This is a genomic window from Streptomyces sp. NPDC048248, assembly GCF_043201875.1.
GTDB lineage: Bacteria > Actinomycetota > Actinomycetes > Streptomycetales > Streptomycetaceae > Streptomyces.
Map to the genome: position 1 here is coordinate 71,613 of NZ_JBICZL010000016.1, position 26,078 is coordinate 97,690.

The following is a 26,078-nucleotide window of genomic DNA, read 5'->3' on the forward strand; positions in this document are numbered from 1 at the left end:
ACGGGCCGGCGGCCGACAAGGCGGTCCGGGCCGGAGCAGCCCGCCGCGGGGGCCGGCCGGGCCCCCTCAGCCACAGGCACCGCGGCAGGCTTCCGGTCCCCGTACGACGCCCCTCCCCCGCCCTCAGGCGGCCTTCTCGATCGCTGTCGCCCTGGGCGTCACGGGCGCCGGACCATGCGCGCACGGCCGGAGTTCGGCGGGGCCCCCGCGGCGCAGTACGCGCGGCAGGCGCAGCTCCAGATAGCCCTCGGCCTGCAGCGCCGCCAGGCCGATCCGCGGGATGTCGCGGCTGTTGCGGAAGACCACGAAGCGGGGCTCCCAACGTGGCCGGAACTTGTCGTTGAACTTGTACAGCGACTCGATCTGGTACCAGCGGGAGAGGAAGATCAGCATGCCGCGCCAGATCCGGAGAACCGGTCCGGCGCCGAGCTTCTCACCGCGCTCCAGCGAGGAGCGGAACACCGCGAAGTTCAGCGACACCTGTTTGACACTCAGGTCCGGAGCCGCTTGCAGAGCGGCCACGATCAGCAGTTCGTTCATTCCCGGGTCGGCGGCGCGGTCGCGACGCATCAGCTCCAGGGAGATCCCCGTGTCGCCCCACGGCACGAAGTGCTGCATCGCCTTCAAGTCCCCGTAGGGCCCGGCTTCCTCACCCTCGGCGGGCGCACGATGCGCCGTCGCGATCACCGCGTCGCCGTCGTCGCCCGCGTCGATCCGGCCCAGCGCCATGGAGAAGCCGCGTTCGGTGTCGGTGTCCCGCCAGGCGTTCGCGGCCTGCTGGATCCGCTCCAGCTCCGCGGGCTCCAGGTCGCACACCCGCCGCACACGGGTCACGTACCCGTTGCGTTCGATGCGCTTGACCATCTGCCGTACGTTGCGCATCGCCCGGCCGGACAGGGTGAAGTCGGCGACATCCACGATCGCCTCGTCGCCGAGCTCCAGCGCGTCCATGCCCGTCTCCCGGGTCCACACCTGGCCGCCGGTCTCGCTGCAGCCGGTCACCGCCGGCGTCCAGGAGTGCGCACGGGCCTCCTCCATGAAGCGCTCGATGGCACCCGGCCAGGCCTCGACGTCACCGATCGGATCGCCGCTGGCCAGCATCACACCGGAGATCACCCGGTAGCAGACGGCGGCCTTACCGGTCGGCGAGAAGACCACGCCCTTGTCCCGGCGGAGCGCGAAATAGCCGAGCGAATCCCGGCCGCCGTGCTTGTCGAGCAGTTCCCGCAGCCGTCGCTCGTCGTCGTAGGTCAGCCGGGCCGCCGGGTGTTCGGGCCGGAACGCGAGGTACGCGGTGGTGGCGACGGTCAGCAGGCCGAGCGCGCCGAGGGAATAGCCGACGGTGTAGTCGACGCGGTGGGTGTAGCCGACCGGGCCCTCGAAGCCGAACAGGCCCCACAGCACGTGCTGCGCCCGCTCCCAGAAGGACGGCGAGCCGATGGTCTTGTGGGGGTGGGAGCTGACGACGACCATGCCGATGGCGAAGCTCACACCGCCGAGGACGACGAGATTGGCCACCGCCTTCCAGCGGCTCCGGGGATCCGGGAGGGCGGCGAACTCACGCCGGTGCCACACCAGGAACACCAGCAGCGCGAGCGAGAGCGCCGCCCCGAGAGCGGAGTGGCGATAGACGAGCTGCGCGGCGATACCCACCGGCAGCAGCGCCACCGCGGCCACCCACGCGCGCCGCTTGCGCCGCTTCAGACCGTGGGCCAGCAGCAGAAGCAGAATGCCGACGACGATCGACGCGGCCGCCGCCAATGGGCTCACGGCACCGGGCAGCACCTCGGCCATGGCATGCATGCGACTGTGCCGGAATCGCGGGAAGACACCGGCCGCGAGGTTCAGCAGGCCGACGACGGCGCCGGCCGTCCCGACGCACCGCGGCACCGATTCCGGCCGCGGGCCACGGAGCCGGCGTGGCGTTCGCCACGCAACCCTCTCCGGCTTTTCGTCATCTTGCCTGTCAGACATCACTTTCCCGTCGCCCCGGTCGAGAGAACATGCGAGCCTTGTCGCAACATCTGGACTTTTTGCGCCCTGTATGACGGCGTTTCAGGGCTCGGGGTTCCCTTAGCGGCACGGATGGGCCGGCCGCCCGGAAGAAAGCACCACATGGGTCTCACCAGCAAGAAAGTGCTGCTTCTTGCCGTCGTCATCGCAGTAGCACTGTTCATCCTCACCATTTGGCTCTGGCCTCGCCTGTCCAAGGGAAACTGGCGCGCCGTTCTGGGCCGGATCGGTCTGCTGCTGGCCACCCAGATCTCCCTTTTCGCCTCGATCGGTCTTTTCGCCAACCATTCCTTCGGCTTCTACGCCTCCTGGGCCGACCTCTTCGGCCAGGAACAGGCACCCGGCGTGGTCACCGACTACGAGAGCGGCCCGAACGGCACCAAGCTGAAGATGCTGGGCACCCAGCGCGTCAGCGTTCCCGGCGGCTCCGAGCCCAAGGTCGGCGGGCGGATCGACAAGGTCCTGGTCCGCGGCGAGACGTCGAAGATCAACAGCCCGGCGTACGTCTACCTTCCGCCGCAGTACTTCCAGCCGGAGTACGCGCACCGGAAGTTCCCCGCGGCCGTGGTCCTCACCGGCTACCCGGGCACCGCCGAGGCGCTCTACAAGAAGCTGCACTTCCCGCAGACGCAGCACAACCTCGTCAAGCAGCACAAGACGCAGCCGACCGTGCTGGTGATGATGCGCCCGACCGTCGCGCCGCCCCGCGACACGGAGTGCATGGACATACCGCGTGGCCCGCAGACCGAGACCTTCTTCACCCGGGACCTGCGCACGGACATCTCCACGCACTACCGCATAGGGACCGAGGCCAAGAGCTGGGGCATCATCGGTGACTCCACCGGCGGCTACTGCGCGCTGAAGATGACCATGCGCCACCCCGACGCGTACTCCACCGCCGTCGGCCTCTCCGCCAACTACCGGGCGCCGCTCGACGCCACCACCGGCGACCTCTTCGGCGGTGACCGGCAGCTGGAGCGCGAGAACAACCTGCTGTGGCGCCAGCAGCACCTGCCCGCTCCGCCGGTGAACCTCCTGGTCACGAGCAGCAAGCAGGGGGAGCCGAACTACCGGCACACGCTGAGGTTCATCGAGCAGACGAAGTCGCCCTCGCGCGTCGCGTCGATCATCCTCGACAGCGGTGGCCACAACTTCAACACCTGGCGCCGGGAGATCCCCGCCGCCATGGACTGGCTCGGCGACCACCTCAAGGTCTGACGAGGACCCTCGGAGGCCCCACGCGGCCCGGGAGCCTCAGCACGCCCCCAGAAGGGCGCAGAGTGCGCCCTCTCACAACACGCGCCCTCTCATAGCAATACGGCGCACGGAAGGTCCGCACGCCGCATCCGGCCCTCGCAGCACTCCGCCGCACCGCCCCCGGGGGCCGGTGCGGCGCCACGGCTCAGCGGCCGATGATCAGGCTCATCGCCTCGGAACGGGTCGCGGCGTCCCGCAGCTGACCGCGGACGGCCGAGGTCAGGGTCTTGGCTCCGGGCTTGCGGATACCGCGCATCGACATGCACATGTGCTCGCACTCGATGACGACGATCACGCCGCGCGGCTCCAGGATCTGCATCAGGGAGTCGGCGATCTGCGTGGTGAGCCGCTCCTGGACCTGCGGGCGGCGGGCGTAGACATCCACCAGCCGGGCCAGCTTGGACAGGCCGGTGATCTTTCCGTCGGTGGACGGGATGTAGCCGACATGCGCGACGCCGTGGAACGGGACCAGGTGGTGCTCACAGGTGGAGTACACCTCGATGTCCCTGACCAGCACCATTTCGTCGTGGCCTATGTCGAACGTCGTGGTCAGGACATCCTTCGGCTCCTGCCAGAGGCCCGAGAAGATCTCCTTGTACGCCCTCGCCACCCGAGCCGGCGTCTCCTGCAGCCCTTCGCGGTCCGGGTCCTCACCGACGGCGAGGAGCAGCTCGCGCACGGCTTTCTCGGCGCGCTTCTCGTCGAATACGCCGATGGTGCCGTCGCCGGCCAGCGTCACAGGGTCCGTCATGAGGTGCCTCGTTCCTTCTGCGCCCGCACGAATCGCGGAATGCCGCGCCCCCCAGGCTAAAACCTGGGGGGCGCGGCATTCATTCCGGGGCCGGGAAGAACTCCCCGATCAGCTCTCCGAGCGAGGTTCCTCGGGGGCTTCCGTCTTCTCCGTGGAGACGGTGGCGGTCGTCACGGAGCCGTTGGCAGGCGCCAGCTCCTTGGGCGACAGCACCGGCGGCCGGGTCGACGGGGTACGACGCGAGGAGCCGGTCCACGCCGGGCGGGCCGGGCGCTTCACGATGTGCTTGAAGACCTCGGCGATCTCTTCCTTGCCCAGGGTCTCCTTCTCCAGGAGCGTCAGCACGAGGTTGTCGAGGACATCGCGGTTCTCGACCAGGATCTCCCACGCCTCGTTGTGCGCGGTCTCGATGAGGGCCTTGACCTCCTCATCGACCAGCGCGGCGACCTCTTCGGAGTAGTCGCGCTGGTGACCCATCTCGCGGCCCAGGAAGGGCTCGGAGTTGTCGGTGCCGAACTTGATCGCGCCGAGCCGCTCCGTCATGCCGTACTGCGTGACCATCGCGCGGGCCGTTGCCGTGGCCTTCTCGATGTCGTTCGCAGCGCCCGTGGTCGGGTCGTGGAAGACCAGCTCCTCCGCCGCGCGCCCGCCCAGCATGTATGCCAGCTGGTCGAGCATCTCGTTGCGGGTGGTGGAGTACTTGTCCTCGTCGGGCAGGACCATGGTGTAGCCCAGGGCCCGGCCACGGGACAAGATCGTGATCTTGTGTACCGGGTCGGAGTTCGGTGAAGCCGCCGCGACCAGGGCGTGTCCGCCCTCGTGGTACGCGGTGATCTTCTTCTCCTTCTCGGACATGATCCGGGTCCGCTTCTGCGGTCCGGCCACGACACGGTCGATCGCCTCGTCCAGGAAGTGATTGTTGATCAGCTTCGCGTCACTACGAGCCGTCAGCAGAGCGGCTTCGTTGAGGACGTTGGAGAGGTCGGCACCGGTGAAGCCGGGGGTGCGCTTGGCGACGGCCGTGAGGTCGACGTCCGGGGCGACCGGCTTGCCCTTCTGGTGGACCTTGAGGATCTCCAGACGGCCCTGCATGTCCGGGCGGTCGACGGCGATCTGCCGGTCGAAACGGCCGGGGCGCAGCAGCGCCGGGTCGAGGATGTCCGGACGGTTCGTGGCGGCGATGAGGATCACGCCGCCCTTCACGTCGAAGCCGTCCATCTCGACCAGAAGCTGGTTGAGGGTCTGCTCACGCTCGTCGTGGCCACCACCGAGACCGGCACCACGGTGCCGGCCGACGGCGTCGATCTCGTCGACGAAGACGATGGCCGGGGCGTTCGCCTTGGCCTGCTCGAAGAGGTCACGCACGCGGGAGGCACCGACACCGACGAACATCTCGACGAAGTCGGAACCGGAGATCGAGTAGAACGGGACGCCGGCCTCACCGGCGACGGCGCGGGCGAGCAGCGTCTTACCCGTTCCGGGCGGGCCGTAGAGCAGCACGCCCTTGGGAATCTTGGCGCCGACGGCCTGGAACTTCGCCGGCTCCTGGAGGAACTCCTTGATCTCGTGGAGTTCCTCGACCGCTTCGTCCGCCCCGGCGACGTCCGTGAAGGTCGTCTTCGGGGTGTCCTTGGTGATCAGCTTCGCCTTCGACTTCCCGAACTGCATCACCCGGGAGCCGCCGCCCTGCATCTGATTCATCAGGAACAGGAAGACGACCACGATGAGGACGAAGGGGAGCAGCGACAGCAGCACACCGACGAACGGGTTCTGCTTCGACGGGGAGACGGTGTACCCGTCCTTGATCTCGTCGGTCTGGTATTTGGCCTGCAGGTTCTTCGCCAGATCGACGCCTTGGTCGCCGATGTAGCTCGCCTGGATCTTGTTGGAACCATCGATCTTGTTGTCGCCCGACAACTCGACCTTGATCTTGTTCTCGTCACCGGTCGTCAGCTCGGCGGATTTCACCTTGTTGTCAGCGATCGCCTTGACGACCTGACCGGTGTCCACCGTCTTGTAGCCGCCGGACGAGCCGACGACCTGCATCAACACGACCACGGCGAGGACGGCCAGCACGATCCACATGACCGGCCCACGGAAGTATCGCTTCACGTCCATCCATACGGAGCCGCTGAGGCCCCGTCCCTCCTGCCACAGTGAGGCACAACAGCCCTGTGGAGAGCTGGTCGTGCGTACGGTGTATTACTGGCCCGAAAAAGGACTGCCTTCGGACGGTACCCCAGCATTGTCACCCGACGACGCCGCCCACGGTTAACAATCCCGCCTTCCCCTGCTCCAACGGCGGGAAACCCCAGTGGGTTCCCGCCCGGCGTCGGAGTTCGGTCCGGGCCCTCGTCCGGCCACGGCGGCCGGCGAGCGGGTGGTGCTTCCTCAGCCGCCGTAGACGTGCGGCGCGAGGGTACCGACGAACGGCAGATTGCGGTACTTCTCCGCGAAGTCCAGGCCGTAGCCGACGACGAACTCGTTGGGGATGTCGAAGCCGATCCACTTCACGTCGATGGCGACCTTGGCCGCTTCCGGCTTGCGCAGCAGGGTGCAGACCTCCAGGGAGGCCGGCTCGCGCGAGCCGAGGTTGGACAGCAGCCACGACAGCGTCAGGCCGGAGTCGATGATGTCCTCGACGATCAGGACGTGCTTGCCCTTGATGTCGGTGTCGAGGTCCTTGAGGATGCGGACCACGCCTGAGGACTGGGTGCCCGCGCCGTAGGAGGACACGGCCATCCAGTCCATCGTGACGGGGGTGGACAGCGCGCGCGCCAGATCCGCCATCACCATCACGGCGCCCTTCAGGACGCCGACGATGAGCAGGTCCTTGCCCGCGTACTCCGCGTCGATCTTCGCGGCCAGCTCGCCCAGCTTCGCGTCGATCTCTTCTTTGGTGATGAGTACCGACTGAAGGTCGGAGCCCATGTCCTTGTCGTCCACCCGTGCCACTCTCACTCGGTTCGGTGTTCATGTCAGTCGTGAGACTCATGAAGCGGGGCGGCGCCTCGGTGTCCCGCGACTCAGCCCTGCCGAATGACCAGTCTGCCACCCTGCCGTCGCACACCTACTCGCCCGGGGAGGTTGATGGCTCCCTGCCCCCGCCAGGCGGTGATCAGCCGGTCGACTTCTTCGATGTGGCGGGCGAAGAGTGAACCGGCCGGCGCGCCCGCGCTGATGGCGGCCCTGCGCAGCACCCGGCGGCGAACCGCGGGGGGCAGTGCGAAGAGTGCGGCGACATCGAGGGAGCCGCTGTCGTCGAGCACATTGCCCTCGGCGTCGGCGGCCCAGGCGTCCAGGGCGTCGGCGTCGTCACGGGAGAGCTGGGCGGTGCGGGCGAGCGCCTCGACGACCCCTTTGCCGAGCGCTTTCTCCAGCGCGGGCAGCCCTTCGTGGCGCAGGCGCGAGCGGGTGTAGGCGGGGTCGGCGTTGTGCGGGTCGTCCCAGACGGGCAGGGCCTGGATGAGACATGCCTTACGGGCGGTCTGGCGGTCCACGTCCAGGAAGGGGCGGCGGTAGCGGCCGTCCCGTCCGGCGGTCGCGGCCATACCGGAGAGCGAGCGGGTGCCGGAACCGCGGGCGAGGCCGAGCAGTACGGTCTCCGCCTGGTCGTCGCGGGTGTGGCCGAGCAGGACAGCGGCGGCGCCGTGCCGTTCGGCCACGGCGTCGAGGGCGGCGTAGCGGGCGTCGCGGGCCGCGGCTTCCGGGCCGCCCTCCCGGCCGACCCGCACGGTGACGGTCTCGACGGGATCCAGCCGCAGGGTCCGCAGCCGGAGCGCCACCTCGGCGGCACGGAGGTCGGAGCCCTCCTGGAGGCCGTGGTCGATGGTGACGCCCCCGGCGCGTACGCCCAGTTTCGGGGCCTCGAAGGCGAGGGCGGAGGCGAGCGCCATGGAGTCGGCGCCGCCGGAGCACGCGACGAGCACGAGAGGGGAGTCGTGCCGGTCCTGCGCGCAGTGGTGGTTCAGTACGTCGTGGAGTACGCGGCGGACCGCCAGGCGTATCGCGGCGACCGCTGGATGGGGACCCATGTCCGTTTCCAATCGTTCAGCTGGGGAGCCTCGGGCCGTGGACGGAAATCGTCACACAGAGTGCCTAGATGGTGACAGAGGCGAGCGGTTCCCCGAGCATTGCACGCCTATCCATGGGCCACGGTCCCTCAGACGGGTGATAGAAGGGGCGCGCTTCTGCCGAGCGGCGTGCCCAGCACACGCCGCTCGCCTACGGTGCCTACTCCGCCTTGCGGTGCACCCGCGCGACCCAGTCCGCCGGTTTGGCGATCTCCTGTTTGGTGGGGAGGGTGTTCGGCGACGTCCAGACACGGTTGAAACCGTCCATGCCGACCTCGTCGACGACGGCGCTGACGAACCGCTCGCCGTCGCGGTACTGGCGCAGCTTGGCGTCCAGACCGAGCAGCTTGCGCAGGGCCTGGTCGAGCCGGCCCGCGCCGCTGGCCCGGCGCTTTTGGAACTTCTCGCGGATCTCGGCGACGGACGGCACGACGTCGGGGCCGACGCCGTCCATCACGAAGTCGGCATGGCCTTCGAGCAGCGACATCACGGCGGTGAGGCGGCCGAGGATCTCGCGCTGGGCGGGCGTCTGGACGATGTCGACGAGCGAGCGGCCGCCCTCCTCGCCCTCCTCGCCCTCCGGCTTGGCACCGGCCAGCGACTGGGCGGCTTCGCGCAGGCGCTCCAGCAGGGTGCCGGGGTCGATGTCGGTCTCGCCGAGGAACGACTGGATCTCGCCCTCGATGTGGTCGCGCAGCCACGGGACGGCGGTGAACTGGGTGCGGTGGGTCTCCTCGTGGAGGCACACCCACAGCCGGAAGTCGTGCGGGTCGACCTCCAGTTCCCGCTCCACGTGAACGACGTTCGGCGCGACGAGGAGCAGGCGGCCGCCCTGGGCCGCGGCGGGCAGGTCCCGGGAGGCGGGGGCGAACGTCTCGTACTGGCCGAGGACCCGGGAGGACAGGAACGACAGCAGCATGCCCAGTTCGACACCGGTCACCTTGCCGCCGACCGCGCCGAGCACGGCGCCGCCGGGGGTCGACGAGCGACGGTCCTCCATCTTGGCCAGCAGCGGCTTGAGGACGGCCCGGAAGCCGGCGACATTGGCCTTGATCCAGCCGGGCCGGTCCACGACGAGGACCGGTGTGTCATGCGGCGCCTCGCCCTCCGTGCCGGGCTGCGCCATCCGCGTGAACGCGCGGACGTGTTCCTCGGAGGACTTGGCGTGCTTGCGCAGCTCGGCGACGATCGCCCGCGCCTCGTCCCGGCTCACCTCTGGACCCGGCCGTACAAACCGGGTCGCGGTCGCAACCGCGAGATTCCAGTCGACCATCTCCGCACCACCGATGCTCGTCATGAGTTCACGGTACGTGGGCGGTCCGCTCGGGGGTAGCCGACCAGGCGGATCGCGCACGGTCCGCGTACAACTCAGGCGCCGCGCGGCGCGTGCCGGCCGGTCCGAACGTCGTGGACACGGCCTGGGGCGTGTCCGCGAAGTCCCGTCGTCGCCTGTAGGGCGGGGTCCGCGGCGTCTGGTGCACTGCGCTCGTTGCACTCGCTCCGTCTCGGCTCGGCGTCGCCTTCGGAGGCCGAGCGCGATCGCAAGGCGGAGGGGCGTCCTCGTAGTCGGTCCACGTGGGCGATCCCGACAACGCAGCGAGCGTGCGTGCCAGACGTCGCGGGCCAGGCGGGACTTCGTGGACACGGCCTAGCTGTGCTGTCCCGGCACGTTGGTGACACGCGTGCTGGTGCTTGAAAGAGGTGAGGGCCTTCTGGCTCGGTGGGGATTGCGACATCTACCGCCGAGTGCAGGAGGCCCTCGTGATCCACCGTAACGCGCCGCTGACTCCGACCGGACGGCTGCGCCTTGCCCGGTGCGTCGTTGATGACGGCTGGCCGCTGCGTCGGGCCGCGGAGCGTTGCCAGGTCAGCCACACGACAGCCGCACGCTGGGCCGGCCGCTACGAACTGCATGGTCACGCGGGGATGAAGGACCGCTCCAGCAGGCCCCACCACCAGCCACACCGCACCTCCGCAGGCCTCGAGGGCCAGGTCGTGCGCATGCGGCGTGAGCACCGCACCGGTCCACTGCGGCTGGCCGTCCGCGTCGGCGTCGCAGCCTCCACCGCTCACCGGATCCTTCAGCGCCACGGCCTGCCGCCCCTGGCCGTCTGCGACCGGGCCACCGGGGAGCCCGTGCGCCGCTACGAACGAGAGCGGCCCGGCGAACTTCTCCACATCGACGTCAAGAAACTCGGCCGGATCCCCGACGGCGGCGGCCACAAAGTCCTCGGCCGGGCAACCGGACGCAAGAACCGCAACAGCGCCGGCCTGGCCTATCTCCACACCGCGCTGGACGACCACACCCGGCTCGCCTACACCGAAGACCTCCCCGACGAGAAGGCGGCCACCTGCGCCGGTTTCCTCACCCGGGCAACGGCCTGGTTCGCCGCCCGGAACATCACCGTCGAACGCGTCCTGACCGACAACGCCTGGGCCTACAGCAAGAACACCTGGCTCCAGACCTGCCACCAGCTGGGCATCCAACCGCGATGGACACGGCCCTGGCGCCCGCAGACCAACGGCAAGGTCGAACGCTTTCACCGCACCCTGCTCGACGAATGGGCCTACCACCGGCCCTACACCTCAGACGCCGAACGACAGGCAGCGTTCACCGACTGGCTGGACTGGTACAACTACCACCGACCCCACACCGGAATCAGCGGCCACACCCCAGCCAGCCGCGTCACCAACCTCTCCGGTCAGCACACCTAGCGGCACCCGCAGTTCGCCACCGCCGAGGCGAGCTTGTCGAGGGCCCGTTGGGCGCCCTGCGGGTCTGTGGTGCCGCTCGTCATGAAGGCGAAGACCAGTAGCCGCCCGTCGGCGTCGACGACGCTGCCGGCCAGCGTGTTCACGCCGGTGAGCGTGCCGGTCTTCGCGCGCACCGCACCCGCGCCCGCCGTCTCGTCGGCGTAGCGGCCCCTGAGCGTGCCCGTGAAGGCGGCAACCGGCAGGCCGGTGACGACAGGGCGCAGGTTGGGGTGGTCCGGTGCGGATGCGCGCAGCAGGAGCTGCGAGAGCAGGGCCGCGGAGACCCGGTCGTCGCGGTCCAGGCCGCTGCCGTCGTCGAAGACGGCGCCGGCCAGCGGTAGCCGCTGCGCCGCGAGAGCCTTGTGGACGGCTTCGCCGGCGCCCGCGAAGCTGGCGGGCTTTCCGGTGGCGAGCGCCGTCTGCCGGGCCAGTCCCTCGGCGATGTCGTTGTCGCTGTAGGTGAGCATCCGTTCGACGAGGGCGGAGAGCGGCAGGGAGCGGACCCGGGCGACCCGGTCGGCCTTCTCCGGGGCCTTGGCCCCCTCGGGCTTCCCGTCGACGTCGATACCGCGCTCGCGCAGCAGTCCGGCGAAGGCGCGGGCGGCGGCTCCCGCCGGGTCGGCGTCGCGCGGCGCGGTGCCGTGCTCGCTGTCGTCGAGGCGGGCCTCGTCGGCCATCAGGGCGCTGACGGGAGCGATGTTCTCGTTGGCGCCGATGGGGTGCTGGGGCGGTCCCGAGTAGGCCGAGGAGTCGTACCCGAGTGTGATCTTGGTGGTCCGGCTCTTCTTGAGGACGCGGGCGGTGTCGTCGGCCAAAGCGCGCAGGCTCGCGGGCTGCTCCCCGGCTCCCGGTTCCGTCTCGCGGGCGGTGAGGGTCGGGTCGCCGCCACCGACCAGGACGACGCGGTCCTTGCCGTCGCGTACGACCTTGGTGTCGATGCGGTGGTCCGCGCCGAGGACGGACAGTGCGGCCACGGCGGTGGCGAGCTTGACCGTCGAGGCGGGGGTGGCGGCCTCCTTCTGCTTGGCGCCGAAGACCTCGCGCCCCGCAGCGACATCCACGACGGACGCGGTGCGCAAGGGGCCGAGCGCGGGGTCCTTGAGCAGTGGCGCGAGGGCGTCGGCCAGGCCGGCTCCGGTGGGGACGGGCGCGGCGCCGCGGCCGGAGGATCCGTGCCCCGGCCCGCCGAGCGCGGGCAGCACGGGCGGTGCGCTGGGCGCGGGCCCGGCGTTTCCCGGGCTGCCTGGGTTGCCGTGATGCTCACCACCTGTGCCCGCTTCGGCGGCCGCTCGGGCCCGCTCGGCCGTACGCTGACCCGAGTCCCACGGACCGGTCGCCGCCACCGCGACGACCGCGACCGTCAGCCCGGTGGCGGCGGACACCGCTGTCAGCCGCCAGGTCTGCCTCGTACTGCCCGGTGCGGACCGCCACGCGAGCAACGCAGCGTCCGCCGCCGCCCGCGCGGATTGCTGCGCCGACTGCCATCTGACCTGCCATGTTCTGGTCTCCGGCACCTCGGACCAGCCCCTTTCGCCACCACACACCTGCGTGGGGGACACTTAATCACCAGACGTATGTGTTGATCATGGAGGAGCCACCCGTGGAGTTCGACGTCACCATCGAGATCCCGAAGGGTTCGCGGAACAAGTACGAGGTGGACCACGAGACCGGTCGGATCCGCCTGGACCGTCGACTCTTCACCTCGACCAGTTACCCGGCCGACTACGGCTTTGTCGAGAACACCCTGGGCGAGGACGGCGACCCGCTGGACGCCCTGGTCATCCTGGACGAGCCGACTTTCCCCGGCTGCCTCATCAAGTGCCGCGCCATCGGCATGTTCCGGATGACGGACGAGGCCGGCGGCGACGACAAGCTGCTGTGCGTGCCGGCGTCCGACCCGCGTGTGGAGCACCTTCGGGACATCCACCACGTGTCGGAGTTCGACCGCCTGGAGATCCAGCACTTCTTCGAGGTCTACAAGGACCTGGAGCCCGGCAAGTCCGTCGAGGGCGCCAACTGGGTCGGCCGCACCGAGGCCGAGGCCGAGATCGAGGCCTCGTACAAGCGCCTTGAGGCGCAGGGCGGCGCACACTGACCCAGCGGTTTTGCGGCGGTCCGCACTGATCGCCGCACGCTGAGTTCCGCGCACCTCGCGCACTACGATTTTCGTACGCGAACGGGCGGCACCCACTTGGGGGTGCCGCCCGTTCTCGTGTCGCGGCCGGTGGGCCGGCCGGGTGTGCGGGGCCGAGGACGGCTCTAGAACCCTCGGGTGCGCTTGGCCGCGCGGCGACCGCCGGCGACCTCGACGCCCGGAGCCCGCAGGAACAGCCGTGCGACCTCGCTTCCGAGGTTGACCCCGACGGCGATGGCGAGCGCCAGCGAGACCGCCTTGATCAGCGACGAGATGCCGTCGAGCAGGTTGCCCTGGGCGAAGTTGAGCAGCCCGAAGTACGTGGCGCTACCGGGCAGCAGCGGGCCGATGGCCGCGGTGACGTAGGGCAGCGCCGAGGCGTAGCGGTAGCGGGAGAGCAGCTGGCCGAAGAGGCCGACCAGGCCGGCCGCGATGGCGGTGGCGGGCACGGCGTTGAGCCCGGCGACGTTGTCGAGGGCGCCGTAGACGACCCAGGCGACGCCGCCGTTCAACGTCGCGAAGGCCACGGTGTGACGTTCCTGCTGGAGCAGCACGCAGAACGCCAGCGCCAGCAGCATCGAGGCGCCGATCTGCACCAGCGGCTCGTTGTACGCCGCCAGCGCCTGCTCCGGGTTGAGCCGCTGCAGGCCGGGATTCAGCTGGAGGCCGATGTAGAGCACGCTGAGCACGCCGACGACGATGCCGACGATGAGGTAGCCGACCTCCAGCAGACGGGCGGCCGCGGTGATGTAGTAGCCGGTCAGGCCGTCCTGGACGCCGGCGACCAGCGCCCGCCCCGGGATCAGGGCGAACAGCCCACCGGTGATCACCGCGGACGCCTGCACATTGGCGTGCAGCAGGCCGAAGGCGACACCCATCGCGGCCGGCGGCATCGCCGCGACCACGAACTGGTAGAACTCCGGCAGCCCGCGGCCGGACGCGAGCCAGGCGAGCCGGTCACCCAGCATCGAGCCGACCGCCGCGGCGATGAAGACCAGCAGCCCGCCGCCGACCAGCATGCTCGCGCCGCCGGAGAGGAGCCCGGAGGCAAGCGTCAGGCCCCAGCTCGGGTAGGGGTGACGGTTACGGCGGATCTCGGCGAGACCGCGGTAGGCCTCTTCGAGGGTGATGCCCTCGGAGGTGATGTCGTCGACGAGCCGGAACACCGCGGAGAGGCGGTTGTAGTCGACGCCGCGGCGCCGGACGGTCCTGCTGGCCGTGACCGGGTCGTCGACCAGCGACGGCTGGTAGGAGATCGAGAGCAGCGTGAAGGTGACGGTCGGCTCGACCCGCTCCAGCCCGTAGGCGTGCGCGACACCGAACATCGCGGCCTCGACGTCCTCGGCGCCCTCACCGCCGGCCAGCAGGATCTCGCCGATACGCAGGGTGAGGTCGAGCACGCGCGGTACGGCGGGCCCCGACTCGTCGGTGCGCTCGACCCGCTCGGGAACGGGCCGCTCACCGATCGGCATCCGGAGCATGGTGCGCATCCGGTCCTGCCAGGGGACTTCCTTGGTGAGACTGACGATCGGGATGCCGTGCGGCGGGGTGAAGGCGAAGCCCGCGGTGGTCGAGCCGGTCTGGCCGGTCTGGCCCGTGGTGCCGGCGGGGGGCGTGAACGCCGAGCCCTCCTGCTCGGTCGGCGTCTCCGGGCGCAGCCCCTCGGGCAGCGCGAATTCGGAGGTGGGGTGCTCTTCCTCGGGCACGGGGGGATACGGCACGCCCAGCGGCGGGGTGAAGGCGCTGTGCGCCTCGTCCGACTGGGACTTGCGATCTTCAGGGGTGCCGGCCGGGTCCGAGGAACCCTCGCCGGGCTTACCGGTGTTGCTGATGGCGCTGCTGCCGTTCTTCGCGCTCTTCGAGCCGTTGCTGGGGGATGTCTGGTCGTTCGTGCCGTTGGTGCCGCGCTGGCCGCGCCTTGGATCCGACGCCACGTCTCCTCGCTCCTCGTACGCCTCCTGCCGACCGTCAAGGACACGATGCCCGATGACCGATCGCCGCGCTTGCTCGGGGCGCGCGTTTCCGGTGCGGCGTTCTGCCGCCCGGGGCGGGCGGGGAACGCCGATGACACGGTCCGTCGTGTGCCCGGAGGGACGCGTGTGACACGCAGCCGCAGGCGGGGCGGAGGAAACGAGGTGACGGTGAGGGTAAGAGGCAGGGAGCGCGGGAGCAGGCCCCGGCGTCAGCGCTTGGCGTGCCGCCCGCGTCGGCCGTCGGCACCGCTCTGCGGCCGCTCGACCGCCGGGTCCACCGGGCGGGCCGCGCCCGCCGCGGCCTCCTTCTTGGACTTGCCCCGCGCCCGGAGGTACTCGATGGCGATCGGCACCACGGAGACCAGCACGATCAGGATCAGGATGGCTTCGATGTTCTTGTGGACGAACTCGATGTTGCCCAGGGACGCGCCGAGCAGCGTCACACCGGCTCCCCACAGGGTGCCGCCGATGACGTTGAAGGTGATGAAGGAGCGGTAGTTCATCCGGCTCACGCCCGCGATGATCGGCGTGAACGTCCGCACGATCGGCACGAAGCGGGCCAGGATCAGCGACTTCGGGCCGTGCTTCTCGAAGAACTCGTGCGCCTTCTCGACGTTCTCCTGCTTGAAGAGCTTGGAGTCCGGGCGGGTGAAGAGCGCGGGGCCCACCTTGCGGCCGAAGAGATAGCCCGCCTGGTCGCCCAGGACGGCGGCCAGCACGATCAGGGCGCACACCAGCCACAGCGGCTTGTCCAGCTTGTTCGTCGTCACCAGCAGACCGGTGGTGAACAGCAGCGAGTCGCCCGGCAGGAAGAAACCGATCAGCAGGCCGGACTCCGCGAAGACGATGACCAGGACGCCGATCAGGCCGAACGTCGCGATCAGGTAGTCCGGGTCCAGCCACTGGGGGCCGAGCGCGAGAGTATTCACGGGGTGAAGGCTCCTGGGTCGAGGGCGCCGGATCGTGCGGTGCGACGGGTGCAGGCGCAGTGTGCGGCCCAAAGCTATCAACGCCGGGCGACGCGCCATGGTTCCAGTCGGCTCCCGGGCCGTGGCGACGCCACGGGTGTCGTACGCCACTCGGGCGGGCCGCGACCCACGCGCCGCCGGCCGGCCGCCGCCACCCGCTCGCCGCCGACCGCTGGCAGGGCCCGCCGGTGCGGGTGATCCTGGCGCCGAGGAGGTACGCCATGAGCATCGAGGACTACGGCGGCGGGCAGTCCCAGTCCGACGTCCTGGTGGTGACCACGAACGACGTACCCGGCTATGCGGTCCAGCGGGTCATCGGCGAGGTCTTCGGCCTCACGGTGCGCTCCCGGCACGTCGGCAGCCAGATCGGCGCGGGCCTGAAGTCGATGATCGGCGGGGAGCTGAAGGGCCTGACCAAGACGCTGGTGGAGACTCGTAACCAGGCGATGGACCGGCTCGTCGAGCAGGCCCGCTCGCGGGGTGCGAACGCGGTGCTGATGTTCCGCTTCGACGTCACCGAGGCGGCCGACGTCGGCACGGAGGTGTGTGCCTACGGCACGGCCGTGGTGATCGCCCCCAGGAGCTGACCCGGCGCGGCGCGGCGGTACGGGCCGAAGGCGCAGCCCCCGGCCCGTACCGGATCACACTCGGCGGACGGCATTGGCCAAGATCGCGTCGCGCAGGTAGCCGGCCAGGCCCGTCCTGATCTCCTCGTAGGTGGCCGTGAACCGCTCGTCCGCGACGTACATCTCGCCGAGCCCGGTGTGGATCTCGTAGGTGCAGTCGTAATAGGCGCCGCAGATGAACTGCCGGTGCTCCTCGGCGACGTCCGTCGCCGCCTCGGAGTCCGGCGCCACTCCCTGATCGAGCAGGTCCGCCATGCGGTGGTGGATGGCGTCGAGTTCCGCCGTCAGCCGCTGCCAGTCCTCCTTGCCGTACGCGGCCGTGCGGCGCTGCGAATCCTTGTATGCCTCGGTCTCGCCCCAGCGGCGCTCGACCTCCTCCGCGTACTGGTCGGGGTCGAAGTCGCCGAAGACCTCGAACTTCTCCTCGGGTGTGAGTCGAACCTTCATCCTTCGTGCCTCCATCGCTCGTTCGACGGCGGCGGCCATCTCCTGGAGCCTGCCGATCCGGGCGCTCAGCAGCTCGTGCTGATGCCGCAGGTGCTCCTGCGGGTCCGCATCGGGGTCGTCCAGAAGTGCCGCGATGTCATCGAGCGGAAAGCCCAGCTCCCGGTAGAACAGGATCTGCTGCAGCCGGTCCAGATCGGCGTCGGCGTAGCGCCGGTGACCTGCGTGGTTGCGCGCACCGGGCACCAGCAGCCCGATCTCGTCGTAGTGGTGCAGGGTGCGCACCGTGACGCCGGAGAACTCGGCGACCCGCCCTACCGAATAGCTCACTTCCGCTCCTTTTCCGGTACCCACGCCACGATGTGTCCTCACGTCACGTGAGGTGCAAGTCCGGATGCTGAAAGCCGGATGAAGGGGGCGGGCCCGGGATGACATCCTGCCGCCCATGCTGGGAATAACGGATCTGTCCACCTACCTGGTGGGGCTCGCGCTGATCATTCTGCTGCCGGGCCCGAACTCGCTGTACGTCGTCTCGGTGGCCGCGCGGCGCGGTCCGCGTGTGGCGTACCGGGCGGCGGCGGGGGTGCTGTGCGGTGACACCGTGCTCATGGCGCTCTCCGCGGGCGGGGTGGCGTCGCTGCTGCAGACCAGCCCTCTCCTCTTCGCGATCGTGAAGTTTGCCGGCGCGGGTTATCTGACGTGGCTCGCGGTCGGCATGCTGCGCGGCGCCTGGTCCCTGTGGCGCGGCCGCGAGGCGCGCCGGGCGGCCCGTGGCGACGAGGACGCCTCGGCGGGGGCGAAGGAGACCGTCGAGCGGCCCTACCGCAGGGCGCTGGTGGTCTCGCTGCTCAACCCGAAGGCGATCCTCTTCTTCATCTCCTTCTTCGTGCAGTTCGTGGACCCGTCCTACGCGCACCCGGTGCTGTCGTTCCTGGCGCTCGGCGCCTGGGCCCAGCTGTTCAGCCTCACGTACCTGTCGATCCTGATCTTCAGCGGGACGTTCCTGGCCGCGACTTTCCGGCGCCGCCGGCGTCTGTCGGCCGGCCTGTCGGCGGGCGCCGGAGCGGCGTTCCTCGGCTTCGCGGCGAAGCTGTCGATGGCCGGACCGGGCTGAGCCCGGCCCCGGCGGTCGCCCACGGGGCGGGGAAGTGGCCTCACGGGGCCCGCCCCGCCCGTTTGCCTTCCCCCGGCCGCCCTCTGGAGGCTCCACCCCCTTTGTCCCCTTATCGTCGGGGTTCAGGAGGTGTGCCGATGCCCGTGCATGACGTGAACGTCGCCGTCATCTACTACTCGTCGACGGGCACCGTGGCCGAACTCGCCCGGCTCATCGCGGACACCGCCGAGCACGCGGGCGCCGACGTACGGCTGCGCAGGACCGCCGAACTCGCTCCGCAGGCCGTCATCGACGCCTATCCGGCCTGGGCGGCGAACGCCGCCGCGACCGCCGACATCATGGAGGCCGTCCCGGAGGACATGCTCTGGGCGGACGCCGTGATCTTCGGCTCCCCCACCCGCTTCGGCAATGTGACCGCCCAGCTCAAGCAGTTCCTCGACACCCTGGGCGGCCTCTGGCGGCACGGCCAACTGGCCGACAAGGTCTACAGCGGCTTCACCGCGAGCGCCACCGCGCACGGCGGCCAGGAGTCCACACTGCTGGCGCTCTACCAGACGATCCACCACTTCGGCGGCATCCTCGTCACGCCCGGCTACACCGACCCGGCGAAGTACACCGACGGCAATCCCTACGGCACCTCGCACACCGGCGGCCCGGACGCGCCGGTCGACGACGACGCGCGCACCGCTGCCCGGATCCAGGCGGCCCGCGTGGTGAAGTTCACCAAAGCCATCAAATCCGGCCTCGCCCAGGCCGGCTGAGGAGTAGGCGGCCAGATGACTCTCCACAAAGGCGGTTCCGGCGCCGGTCGGCCATCCACCGGACGCTCGGTCAATCCCTTCTACGGCGAGGCCGATCCGGTATCCGGCATGACCGAGGCGCCCCCGTGGCACAAGCTGCCCGACGGCCCGATCTCCCCCCACACCGCCTATCAGTTCGTGCACGACGAGCTGATGCTGGACGGCAACTCCCGGCTCAACCTGGCGACCTTCGTCACCACCTGGATGGAGCCGCAGGCGGGCGTCGTGATGGCCGAGTGCCGGGACAAGAACATGATCGACAAGGACGAGTACCCGCGCACCGCGGAGCTGGAGACGCGCTGCGTGTCGATGCTCGCCGACCTGTGGCACGCGCCCGACCCGGCGACGACCGTCGGCTGCTCCACCACCGGCTCCAGCGAGGCGTGCATGCTCGCGGGGATGGCGCTCAAGCGCCGCTGGATGCAGCGCAACCAGGACCGCTATCCCGCGACCGCCCGGCCGAATCTCGTGATGGGCGCCAACGTCCAGGTCTGCTGGGAGAAGTTCTGCAACTTCTGGGAGGTCGAGGCACGCCAGGTCCCGATGGACGGCGACCGCTTCCACCTCGACGCGGCGACCGCCGCCGAACTGTGCGACGAGAACACCATCGGCGTGGTGGCGATCCTCGGCTCGACCTTCGACGGGTCCTACGAGCCGGTGGCCGAGATCTGCGCGGCCCTGGACGAGATCCAGGAGCGCAGCGGCTGGGACATCCCCGTCCATGTGGACGGCGCGTCCGGCGCCATGATCGCGCCGTTCCTGGACCCGGATCTGGAGTGGGACTTCCGGCTGCCGCGGGTCGCCTCCATCAACACCTCGGGCCACAAGTACGGCCTGGTATACCCAGGTGTCGGCTGGGCCCTGTGGCGCGACCAGGAGGCGCTGCCCGAGGAACTGGTCTTCCGCGTCAACTACCTCGGCGGCGACATGCCGACCTTCGCGCTCAACTTCTCCCGCCCCGGCGCCCAGGTCGCCGCCCAGTACTACACCTTCCTGCGGCTGGGCCGGGACGGCTACCGGGCCGTCCAGCAGGTGACCCGTGACGTGGCCCGCTCGATGGCCGAGCGGATCGCCGCCCTGGGTGACTTCCGGCTGCTCACCCACGGCGATCAGCTGCCGGTCTTCGCCTTCACCACCACGGACGACGTCACCGCATTCGACGTCTTCGACGTGTCCCGGCGGATGAAGGAGCGGGGCTGGCTGATCCCCGCCTACACCTTCCCCCCGCACCGCGAGGACCTGTCGGTGCTGCGGGTGGTCTGCCGCAACGGCTTCTCCCACGACCTCGCCGACATGTTCCTGAAGGACCTGGAGGAGCTGCTGACGGAACTCCGGCGCCAGACCGGGCCGTTGGAGCGTCCGGCGAACGTGGCCACGGCCTTCCACCACTGACGGTCCCCCGCGACCGCGCGCGGCGCCGTACGGGTTCCGTCACGGCCGAGCCCGCGGCCCGGCCTCAGCGCCCCGGCCATCGGCCCTGCGCCACGCCGCCGCTCAAGGTGCCTGCTCACCGGGCTCGGCGCCCGCCTCCGCGCGGCCGGCCTGCTCCTCGCAGGTCCGCTCGCCGACCGGCGGGCCGGAACGCTTCGTCGCGTACGGGTTCGCCACCCCGTCCGGGAGCACGCCGAGGAACGGCTCCCCCTCCCCCGCGAAGACGTACGCCCCGCCCTCGATCCGCTCGATCAGACCACGCGTCCACGCGGCTCCGCTGTCCGCGGAGTGCACCCACATATCCATGATCTCGCCGATGTGGCCGAGCTGCCCCGGCCCGCCTTCGGGCGTGTAGTACTCGGTGACCGTGCCCCGCCACTCCTCGAATGCCCGCACCCGCTCCCTGAGCAGCTCCAGCGCCTCGGCGCGCGGCAGGTCGACCAGGAAGCCGATGCCGGCGCTGAGCACGTCGACCTTCTGGTCGTGCCGGGAGAGCGCCGCACGCAGCAGCGTGAAGAACTCGGCCTCCCCCGCAGCGGTCAGCTCGTACTCGGTACGCGGCGGACCGCCGGCGGTGCTCGGCGCGATGTCGTGGGCGAGCAGCAGGCCGTGCTTCGCCATCTGCTTGAGCGCGTGGTAGATCGAGCCCGGCTTGGCGTTGGACCATTCATCGGCGCCCCAGTACTCCAGGTCGTTGCGCACCTGGTAGCCGTGCGCCCGCCCGTGCTGCCGCACGGCACCGAGTACCAACAGCCGGATCGCCGACATCGTCCGCTCAACCCCTCACATGCGCCGCCGCACCCGTTTGCGGCCGGTGCCGTCAGCCTAGACGGGTGAGGCTATTCAATTTTGACTAACCTCGCCCGACATCCCCGGTCCGGCAGAGGAAAGCCAGGCAGCGCCGCGCGGTGGGCCGCCCGCGCGGCGCCGAGGGCGCGCCCTACTCCTGACCGCCCTGTCGCGCCTTCTGCTCCTCGTCGACCAGGGCGAACGCGGTCCTGCCGTCCAGCGACTCGCGAATGATGTCGCCGTGCCCGGCGTGCCGGGCCGTCTCCTCGATCAGGTGCAGGACGAGCCAGCGCATCGACTGCCGCGCCTCCGGCGGGTACCAGGGCGCCGACGGGAGCGGGAAGGTGTCGTTCAGGCTGGGCACGGACCGGACGAACTTCTCCGTCCGCCGCGCGACGGCCTCGTAGAACTCCAGCACGCTGCCCAGCGTCTCGCCGTCCTCCAGCTGGAAGCTCAGGTGCCAGGTCTCCTCGGTCCGCGCGATGGAGTGCGGCAGCTCCTGCGCGGTCTCCACCCAGCCCTGCTCGGTCTCCGCGACGTGCTTGACGAGGCCCGCGAGCGACAGCTCGCTGGCGCTCGGCCGCTGCGCCGCCTGCTCGTCGGTCAGCCCGAGCACCGCGCGCCGCAGGCCGCCCCGCTGCGCTTCCAGGAAGGCCAGGAGCGCGCCGCGCTCGTCGCCGTGGGCCTCGGCAAGAACGTGAGTGGGCATTGGGTCCACCTTTCGTGACATCCCCGGGCGGACCGGCTCTGCGCCACCCGCCTTCCGACATCACTCAACGTACGAGCACTTGCGGTCAGGTCCTGTCCTCAACGGCCGCGCGACAGGCTGATCCTGAAGTTCTCAGAACGGGAAGGTCGACCGCCCGTGCTGAATCGAGATCCACTTGGTGGTGGTGAAGGCCTCCACCATGGCATCGCCGTTCAGCCGCCCGACCCCGGAGCTCTTCTCGCCGCCGAACGGCACGATCGGCTCGTCGTGCACCGTGCCGTCGTTGATGTGGATCATTCCGGTCTCGATGCGCTTCGCGAAGCGCACCCCGCGCTCGATGTCCCCGGTGTGCACCGCGCCGCTGAGTCCGTACGGCGTCGCGTTGGTGAGACGTACCGCCTCGTCGTCACCGTCGAAGGGGATCAGCAGCACCACCGGGCCGAAGATCTCCTGGGTCAGGATCGAGGAGTCCTCCGCCAGCCCGCTCAGCACGCTCGGCGCGACGAGCGTGCCCCGGGTCTCGCCGTGCAGGAGCGCGCTGGCGCCCTCGGCGAGGGCCCGGTCCACCAGCGAGGAGATGACCTCGGCCTGGCCTTCGTTGATCAGCGGGCCGATGTGGGTCTGCGGGTCCGCGGGGTCGCCGACCTTCAGGGACGCGACCTTGGCGACGAACTTCTCGGTGAACTCGCGCTCCACCGACCGGTCCACGAGCACCCGGTTCGCGGCCATGCAGACCTGGCCCTGGTGCACGAAGCGGCTGAAGACCGCGGCGTCCACGGCGTAGTCGATATCGGCGTCCTCCAGCACGACGAGCGCGCTGTTGCCGCCCAGCTCCAGCACCGCGTGCTTGAAGTGCGAGGCGGCGACGGTCGCGACATGCCGGCCGACCTTCTCCGACCCGGTGAAGGAGATCGTCTTGGGCACCGGGTGCTCGATGAGCGCGTCGCCGATCTCGGCGATGTCGGTGACGACGACGTTGAGGACGCCCGGCGGCAGCCCGGCCTCCTCGAAGATCTTGGCGACCAGCCCACCGCCGCAGATCGGGGTGTTCTGGTGCGGCTTGAGGACCACGGCGTTACCGAGCGCGATGGCGGGTGCGACGGACTTCATCGACAGCAGGAACGGGAAGTTGAAGGGGCTGATGACGCCGACGACGCCGACCGGCAGGCGGTAGAGGCGGTTCTCCTTGCCGTCCACCGGCGACGGCAGGATGCGGCCCTCGGCGCGCAGCGCCAGCTGTATCGCCTCCCGCAGGAACTCCCTGGCGAGATGCAGTTCGAAGCCCACCTTGGCGAGCGTCCCGCCGACCTCCGCGGCGATCGCCTCGCCCAGCTCCGCCTCGCGGTCGTCGATGATCCGCAGCGCGCGCTCGAAGACGAGCCGCCGGCGGTAGGGGTTCACCGCACCCCACTCGCGCTGCGCGCGCTCGGCGGCGCGGTATGCCTGGTCTATCTCCTCGACCGTGGCGACGGGTATGGACGTCAGCTTCTCGCCGTTGTACGGATTGAAGTCGACGATGTCCCACGAGCCGCTGCCGGCCCGCCACTCGCCGTCGATGAACTGATACGCCAACTCGTCGAAGTAGGACATGCCATCCCGATCTGGAGAACAGGGCACACAGGGCGCCGCGTTGGGGGGTGCTGACTCCTGATGGCTTGTCATCCTACCGGTGCGTCACATCAGTTGGAGTAGACCACGCAACAGGTCCCTGGTCTCGGCCGGATTCGGCCCTTCCTCCTGGAGACGGTCCATCGCCCGCGCGTACAGGGCCACCTCTTCGGGCTTGTCCACATACAGCGCGCTGGTCAGCTGCTCCAGATAGACGACGTCCGGCAGACCCGCCTCCGGGAAGCCCAGCATGGTGAAGGCGCCGCTTTCTGCCGCGTGCCCGCCATAGCTGAACGGCATGACCTGGAGGCGCACATTCGGCCGCTCGGACATCTCGATCAGATGCCGCAGCTGATCGCGCATGACCTCGCGCTCCCCGTACGGACGGCGCAGTGCGGACTCGTCCAGTACGCAGTGGAACTGCGGCGGGCGCTCCGCCAGCAGCAGTTTCTGGCGCTCCACACGCAGCGCGACCCGGCGCTCCACATCGGCGGCCGTGGCATCGGGCATCCCACGCCTGACCACGGCGTGGGCATAGCCCTCCGTCTGCAACAGGCCGTGCACGAACTGCACTTCATAGGTGCGGATGGCGGAAGTGGCGCCTTCCAGGCCGACATAGGTCTGGAACCAGCCGGGGAGGACATCGGTGTAACTGTGCCACCAGCCGGTGACGTTGGCCTCGCGCGCGAGGGAGAGGAGCGCTTCACGCTCCTGCTGGTCGCCGACTCCGTACAGGGTAAGCAGGTCCTCGACGTCCCGCGCCTTGAAGCTCACCCTGCCCAGCTCCATGCGGCTGATCTTCGACTCCGACGCGCGGATCGAGTAGCCGGCCGCTTCCCGGGTTATGCCACGGGATTCACGCAGCCGGCGAAGCTGCGATCCGAGCAGGATGCGCCGTACCACCGACCCGCTCGACTCGTTAGCGGACACCTCTCGGACCCTCCTGTGACCACACCCGTCCAACAACGCGCCGCAGTCTGCCACGTTCGCGCTTCGTTGAGTGCTCATCCGGTTACTGATATGTGAGGCCCCCGCAAGCTCTCCACAGAAAGCCGCAAGAAGAATTGGCCGCGAATCCGCCCGTCCTGGCGCAATCACGGCACGTGCACGTGCATCTGCCCTTGCATCTGTCGTGCCCATTGGGAACCATGGGCGTCGCACGCATGCACGCTCGTGAAAGATCCGCCAGATCCGGCTGACCGGCCAGGGTCATGACGTCCGCGAACGCCAGGAGTGCCTCGCATGGGGACCAAGGTTTTGACCATGCTCGAGCCGTTATGGCAGGGCCTTCCTCCCGTCGACCCCTTGGCCGTCTCCGGATCCGCGTCCTGCACGCTCCCGCCGCGGTACGAATCGGTCGGCGGCGCACGGAAGTTCACCCGCGACACCCTGCAGGGCTGGGAGCTGGACGAACTCTTCGACGGAGTCGCCCTGGTGGTCTCCGAGCTCGTCACCAACGCCCTGCGGCACGCGATCCTCGCCGCTCCGGAACACGCCGACGACACCCCGCCGGCACGCCTCCACCTGATGCGCTGGTCCTCCCGGCTGATCTGTGCCGTCCGGGACCCCAGCGACTGCTCCCCGGTCGCCGGCGAGGCCGACGAGGCCGCGGAGTCGGGGCGCGGGCTGTACCTCGTGGACGCCTTCAGCGACAGCTGGGGCTGGCAGCCGCTGACCGGCGCCGCGCCCGGCAAGATCGTGTGGGCCCTCTTCCGGCTGCCGTAGGGGCTTCGCCCCACCGGGCTTCGCCCGCCCTCAGGGCGGCGGGCCCGGCCGTTCGCGTGCGCGCACGCGGGTGCGGCGCGGGCGCCGCAGGCCGCCCCTCGCGCCCTAGTCGGCCACGAGGTGGTCGAACTCCCCGTCCTTGACGCCGAGGAGCATGGCCTCGATCTCGGCCGGCGTGTAGACCAGCGCCGGCCCGTCCGGGAAGCGGGAGTTGCGCACCGCTATCTCGCCCCCGGCCAGCTTCGCGAACTCCACGCACGAGCCCTGCGAGTTGCTGTGCCGGCTCTTCTGCCAGGCCACGTCACGGAGATCCGTTGCGGCCATGCCGTTGTGTGCGTGGGGCACAGAGGTCTCCCGGGGATAACAGATGGCAACTGCCCGGGATCATAGCTGCGTTCATATGCAGATGCATGCGCAGATGCACGTGCACGACAGCCGGTACCGAAACGGTCACAGCTCGTCGCATACCGGATCCTCACTCCCCCACCGTCGGCCCCCGATGCGGGAGAGAACGGCAGGCCCCTCGCGACCGGCCGCACCGTGGAGGTGAGACGGCCGCCGACGCCTTCGGGTTCCACCCCGGGCGCCGGCCCGCTCCCACTCCCCCCGCTCCTCACCGGGAGGCATACGGCAGCAGTGCCATCTCCCTCGCGTTCTTGATGGCGCGGGCCAGCTGCCGCTGCTGCTGCGCCGTGACGCGGGTGATCCTTCGGCTGCGGATCTTGCCGCGGTCGGAGAGGAACTTCCGCAGCAGCGTGGTGTCCTTGTAGTCGATGTAGGTGATCCCGGCCGCATCGAGCGGATTGGGGCGGGATGCGGGCTTGCGGCGAGGGTCGTGCCGACGGGTCATGGCGGGGTTTTCCTTACGGGTACGGGCAAGGCCGGTCGTTGCATACGGGGCGCACCTCG

General features: G+C 69.9%; 24 protein-coding genes. 8 read left to right on the forward strand and 16 right to left on the reverse strand.

Going from position 1 to position 26,078, the window contains the following annotated elements; genetic code table 11:
- Positions 1 to 123 precede the first annotated feature (123 nt).
- Positions 124 to 1,974 carry a phosphatidylglycerol lysyltransferase domain-containing protein gene (locus ACGFZW_RS30415; RefSeq protein ID WP_393896477.1) on the reverse strand — a complete coding sequence of 617 codons (1,851 nt, stop codon included), beginning with the start codon at positions 1,972 to 1,974 and terminating at the stop codon, positions 124 to 126.
- Positions 1,975 to 2,115: 141 nt separating this feature from the next.
- Between ACGFZW_RS30415 and ACGFZW_RS30420 the strand changes: the two genes are divergently transcribed.
- Positions 2,116 to 3,231 carry an alpha/beta hydrolase gene (locus tag ACGFZW_RS30420; RefSeq protein WP_393896478.1) on the forward strand — a complete coding sequence of 372 codons (1,116 nt, stop codon included), beginning with the start codon at positions 2,116 to 2,118 and terminating at the stop codon, positions 3,229 to 3,231.
- Between the two features lie 184 nt (positions 3,232 to 3,415).
- On the opposite strand, the gene folE is transcribed toward ACGFZW_RS30420, so the two are convergent.
- From folE to ACGFZW_RS30445, 5 genes are all read right to left on the reverse strand, one after another.
- Entirely contained in the window at positions 3,416 to 4,021 is a 606-nt protein-coding gene (gene folE / locus ACGFZW_RS30425; protein WP_393896479.1) for a GTP cyclohydrolase I FolE, read from the reverse strand.
- Between the two features lie 108 nt (positions 4,022 to 4,129).
- Positions 4,130 to 6,139, reverse strand: a complete 2,010-nt coding sequence (gene ftsH / locus ACGFZW_RS30430; RefSeq protein ID WP_393896480.1) for an ATP-dependent zinc metalloprotease FtsH — start codon at positions 6,137 to 6,139, stop codon at positions 4,130 to 4,132.
- A 273-nt stretch (positions 6,140 to 6,412) separates the two neighbouring features.
- Positions 6,413 to 6,952: a hypoxanthine phosphoribosyltransferase gene (gene hpt / locus ACGFZW_RS30435; RefSeq protein WP_393896572.1), complete on the reverse strand. Its 540-nt coding sequence runs from the start codon at positions 6,950 to 6,952 to the stop codon at positions 6,413 to 6,415.
- Positions 6,953 to 7,047: 95 nt separating this feature from the next.
- Positions 7,048 to 8,055, reverse strand: a complete 1,008-nt coding sequence (gene tilS / locus ACGFZW_RS30440) for a tRNA lysidine(34) synthetase TilS (RefSeq protein WP_393896481.1) — start codon at positions 8,053 to 8,055, stop codon at positions 7,048 to 7,050.
- Positions 8,056 to 8,254: 199 nt separating this feature from the next.
- Positions 8,255 to 9,391, reverse strand: coding sequence for a zinc-dependent metalloprotease (locus ACGFZW_RS30445; RefSeq protein WP_393896482.1), 1,137 nt, complete (start codon positions 9,389 to 9,391; stop codon positions 8,255 to 8,257).
- 464 nt (positions 9,392 to 9,855) lie between these two features.
- On the opposite strand from ACGFZW_RS30445, the gene ACGFZW_RS30450 reads away from it, so the two are divergent.
- Positions 9,856 to 10,809: an IS481 family transposase gene (locus ACGFZW_RS30450; RefSeq protein WP_393896483.1), complete on the forward strand. Its 954-nt coding sequence runs from the start codon at positions 9,856 to 9,858 to the stop codon at positions 10,807 to 10,809.
- Here the strand turns inward: ACGFZW_RS30450 and dacB are convergent.
- On the reverse strand, positions 10,806 to 12,362 hold the full coding sequence (gene dacB / locus ACGFZW_RS30455) for a D-alanyl-D-alanine carboxypeptidase/D-alanyl-D-alanine-endopeptidase (protein ID WP_393896484.1): 1,557 nt from the start codon (positions 12,360 to 12,362) through the stop codon (positions 10,806 to 10,808). The genes ACGFZW_RS30450 and dacB overlap by 4 nt on opposite strands.
- Before the next feature lie 86 nt (positions 12,363 to 12,448).
- Here dacB and ACGFZW_RS30460 point away from each other — a divergent pair, with 86 nt between their 5' ends.
- Entirely contained in the window at positions 12,449 to 12,943 is a 495-nt protein-coding gene (locus ACGFZW_RS30460; protein WP_108151010.1) for an inorganic diphosphatase, read from the forward strand.
- Positions 12,944 to 13,107: 164 nt separating this feature from the next.
- On the opposite strand, the gene ACGFZW_RS30465 is transcribed toward ACGFZW_RS30460, so the two are convergent.
- The gene (locus tag ACGFZW_RS30465; protein ID WP_393896573.1) at positions 13,108 to 14,814 is read right to left on the reverse strand and encodes a threonine/serine exporter ThrE family protein; all 1,707 of its coding nucleotides are present in this window, start codon (positions 14,812 to 14,814) and stop codon (positions 13,108 to 13,110) included.
- A gap of 350 nt (positions 14,815 to 15,164) precedes the next feature.
- On the reverse strand, positions 15,165 to 15,884 hold the full coding sequence (locus ACGFZW_RS30470) for a DedA family protein (RefSeq protein WP_393896485.1): 720 nt from the start codon (positions 15,882 to 15,884) through the stop codon (positions 15,165 to 15,167).
- A gap of 260 nt (positions 15,885 to 16,144) precedes the next feature.
- On the opposite strand from ACGFZW_RS30470, the gene ACGFZW_RS30475 reads away from it, so the two are divergent.
- Positions 16,145 to 16,510: a YbjQ family protein gene (locus tag ACGFZW_RS30475; protein WP_393896486.1), complete on the forward strand. Its 366-nt coding sequence runs from the start codon at positions 16,145 to 16,147 to the stop codon at positions 16,508 to 16,510.
- Between the two features lie 54 nt (positions 16,511 to 16,564).
- On the opposite strand, the gene ACGFZW_RS30480 is transcribed toward ACGFZW_RS30475, so the two are convergent.
- Entirely contained in the window at positions 16,565 to 17,323 is a 759-nt protein-coding gene (locus ACGFZW_RS30480) for a MerR family transcriptional regulator (protein ID WP_393896487.1), read from the reverse strand.
- Between the two features lie 115 nt (positions 17,324 to 17,438).
- Between ACGFZW_RS30480 and leuE the strand changes: the two genes are divergently transcribed.
- The 3 genes from leuE (at position 17,439) to ACGFZW_RS30495 (ending at position 20,299) form a co-directional block, all read left to right on the forward strand.
- Positions 17,439 to 18,107, forward strand: coding sequence for a leucine efflux protein LeuE (gene leuE / locus ACGFZW_RS30485; protein ID WP_393896488.1), 669 nt, complete (start codon positions 17,439 to 17,441; stop codon positions 18,105 to 18,107).
- A gap of 137 nt (positions 18,108 to 18,244) precedes the next feature.
- Entirely contained in the window at positions 18,245 to 18,868 is a 624-nt protein-coding gene (gene wrbA, locus ACGFZW_RS30490) for an NAD(P)H:quinone oxidoreductase (RefSeq protein WP_393896489.1), read from the forward strand.
- A 15-nt stretch (positions 18,869 to 18,883) separates the two neighbouring features.
- Positions 18,884 to 20,299, forward strand: coding sequence for a glutamate decarboxylase (locus ACGFZW_RS30495; protein WP_393896490.1), 1,416 nt, complete (start codon positions 18,884 to 18,886; stop codon positions 20,297 to 20,299).
- A 102-nt stretch (positions 20,300 to 20,401) separates the two neighbouring features.
- Here ACGFZW_RS30495 and ACGFZW_RS30500 read toward each other — a convergent pair whose 3' ends face one another.
- From ACGFZW_RS30500 to ACGFZW_RS30515, 4 genes are all read right to left on the reverse strand, one after another.
- A complete protein-coding gene (locus ACGFZW_RS30500) occupies positions 20,402 to 21,106 on the reverse strand; it encodes a PadR family transcriptional regulator (RefSeq protein WP_393896491.1) in 705 nt (234 codons plus the stop codon).
- 172 nt (positions 21,107 to 21,278) lie between these two features.
- Positions 21,279 to 21,836: a DinB family protein gene (locus ACGFZW_RS30505; RefSeq protein ID WP_393896492.1), complete on the reverse strand. Its 558-nt coding sequence runs from the start codon at positions 21,834 to 21,836 to the stop codon at positions 21,279 to 21,281.
- Positions 21,837 to 21,968: 132 nt separating this feature from the next.
- Positions 21,969 to 23,426 (reverse strand): aldehyde dehydrogenase family protein, encoded by a 1,458-nt coding sequence (locus tag ACGFZW_RS30510; RefSeq protein WP_393896493.1) that lies wholly within the window; start codon positions 23,424 to 23,426, stop codon positions 21,969 to 21,971.
- Between the two features lie 84 nt (positions 23,427 to 23,510).
- Complete coding sequence (locus ACGFZW_RS30515; RefSeq protein ID WP_393896494.1) at positions 23,511 to 24,374, reverse strand: helix-turn-helix domain-containing protein; 864 nt, start codon at positions 24,372 to 24,374, stop codon at positions 23,511 to 23,513.
- 312 nt (positions 24,375 to 24,686) lie between these two features.
- Between ACGFZW_RS30515 and ACGFZW_RS30520 the strand changes: the two genes are divergently transcribed.
- Entirely contained in the window at positions 24,687 to 25,169 is a 483-nt protein-coding gene (locus tag ACGFZW_RS30520; protein WP_393896495.1) for an ATP-binding protein, read from the forward strand.
- Between the two features lie 105 nt (positions 25,170 to 25,274).
- Here the strand turns inward: ACGFZW_RS30520 and ACGFZW_RS30525 are convergent, their stop codons facing one another.
- Both ACGFZW_RS30525 and rpsR read right to left on the reverse strand, forming a co-directional pair.
- A complete protein-coding gene (locus ACGFZW_RS30525) occupies positions 25,275 to 25,514 on the reverse strand; it encodes a DUF397 domain-containing protein (RefSeq protein WP_393896496.1) in 240 nt (79 codons plus the stop codon).
- Positions 25,515 to 25,782: 268 nt separating this feature from the next.
- The gene (gene rpsR / locus ACGFZW_RS30530; RefSeq protein ID WP_393896497.1) at positions 25,783 to 26,019 is read right to left on the reverse strand and encodes a 30S ribosomal protein S18; all 237 of its coding nucleotides are present in this window, start codon (positions 26,017 to 26,019) and stop codon (positions 25,783 to 25,785) included.
- Positions 26,020 to 26,078: the final 59 nt, after the last annotated feature.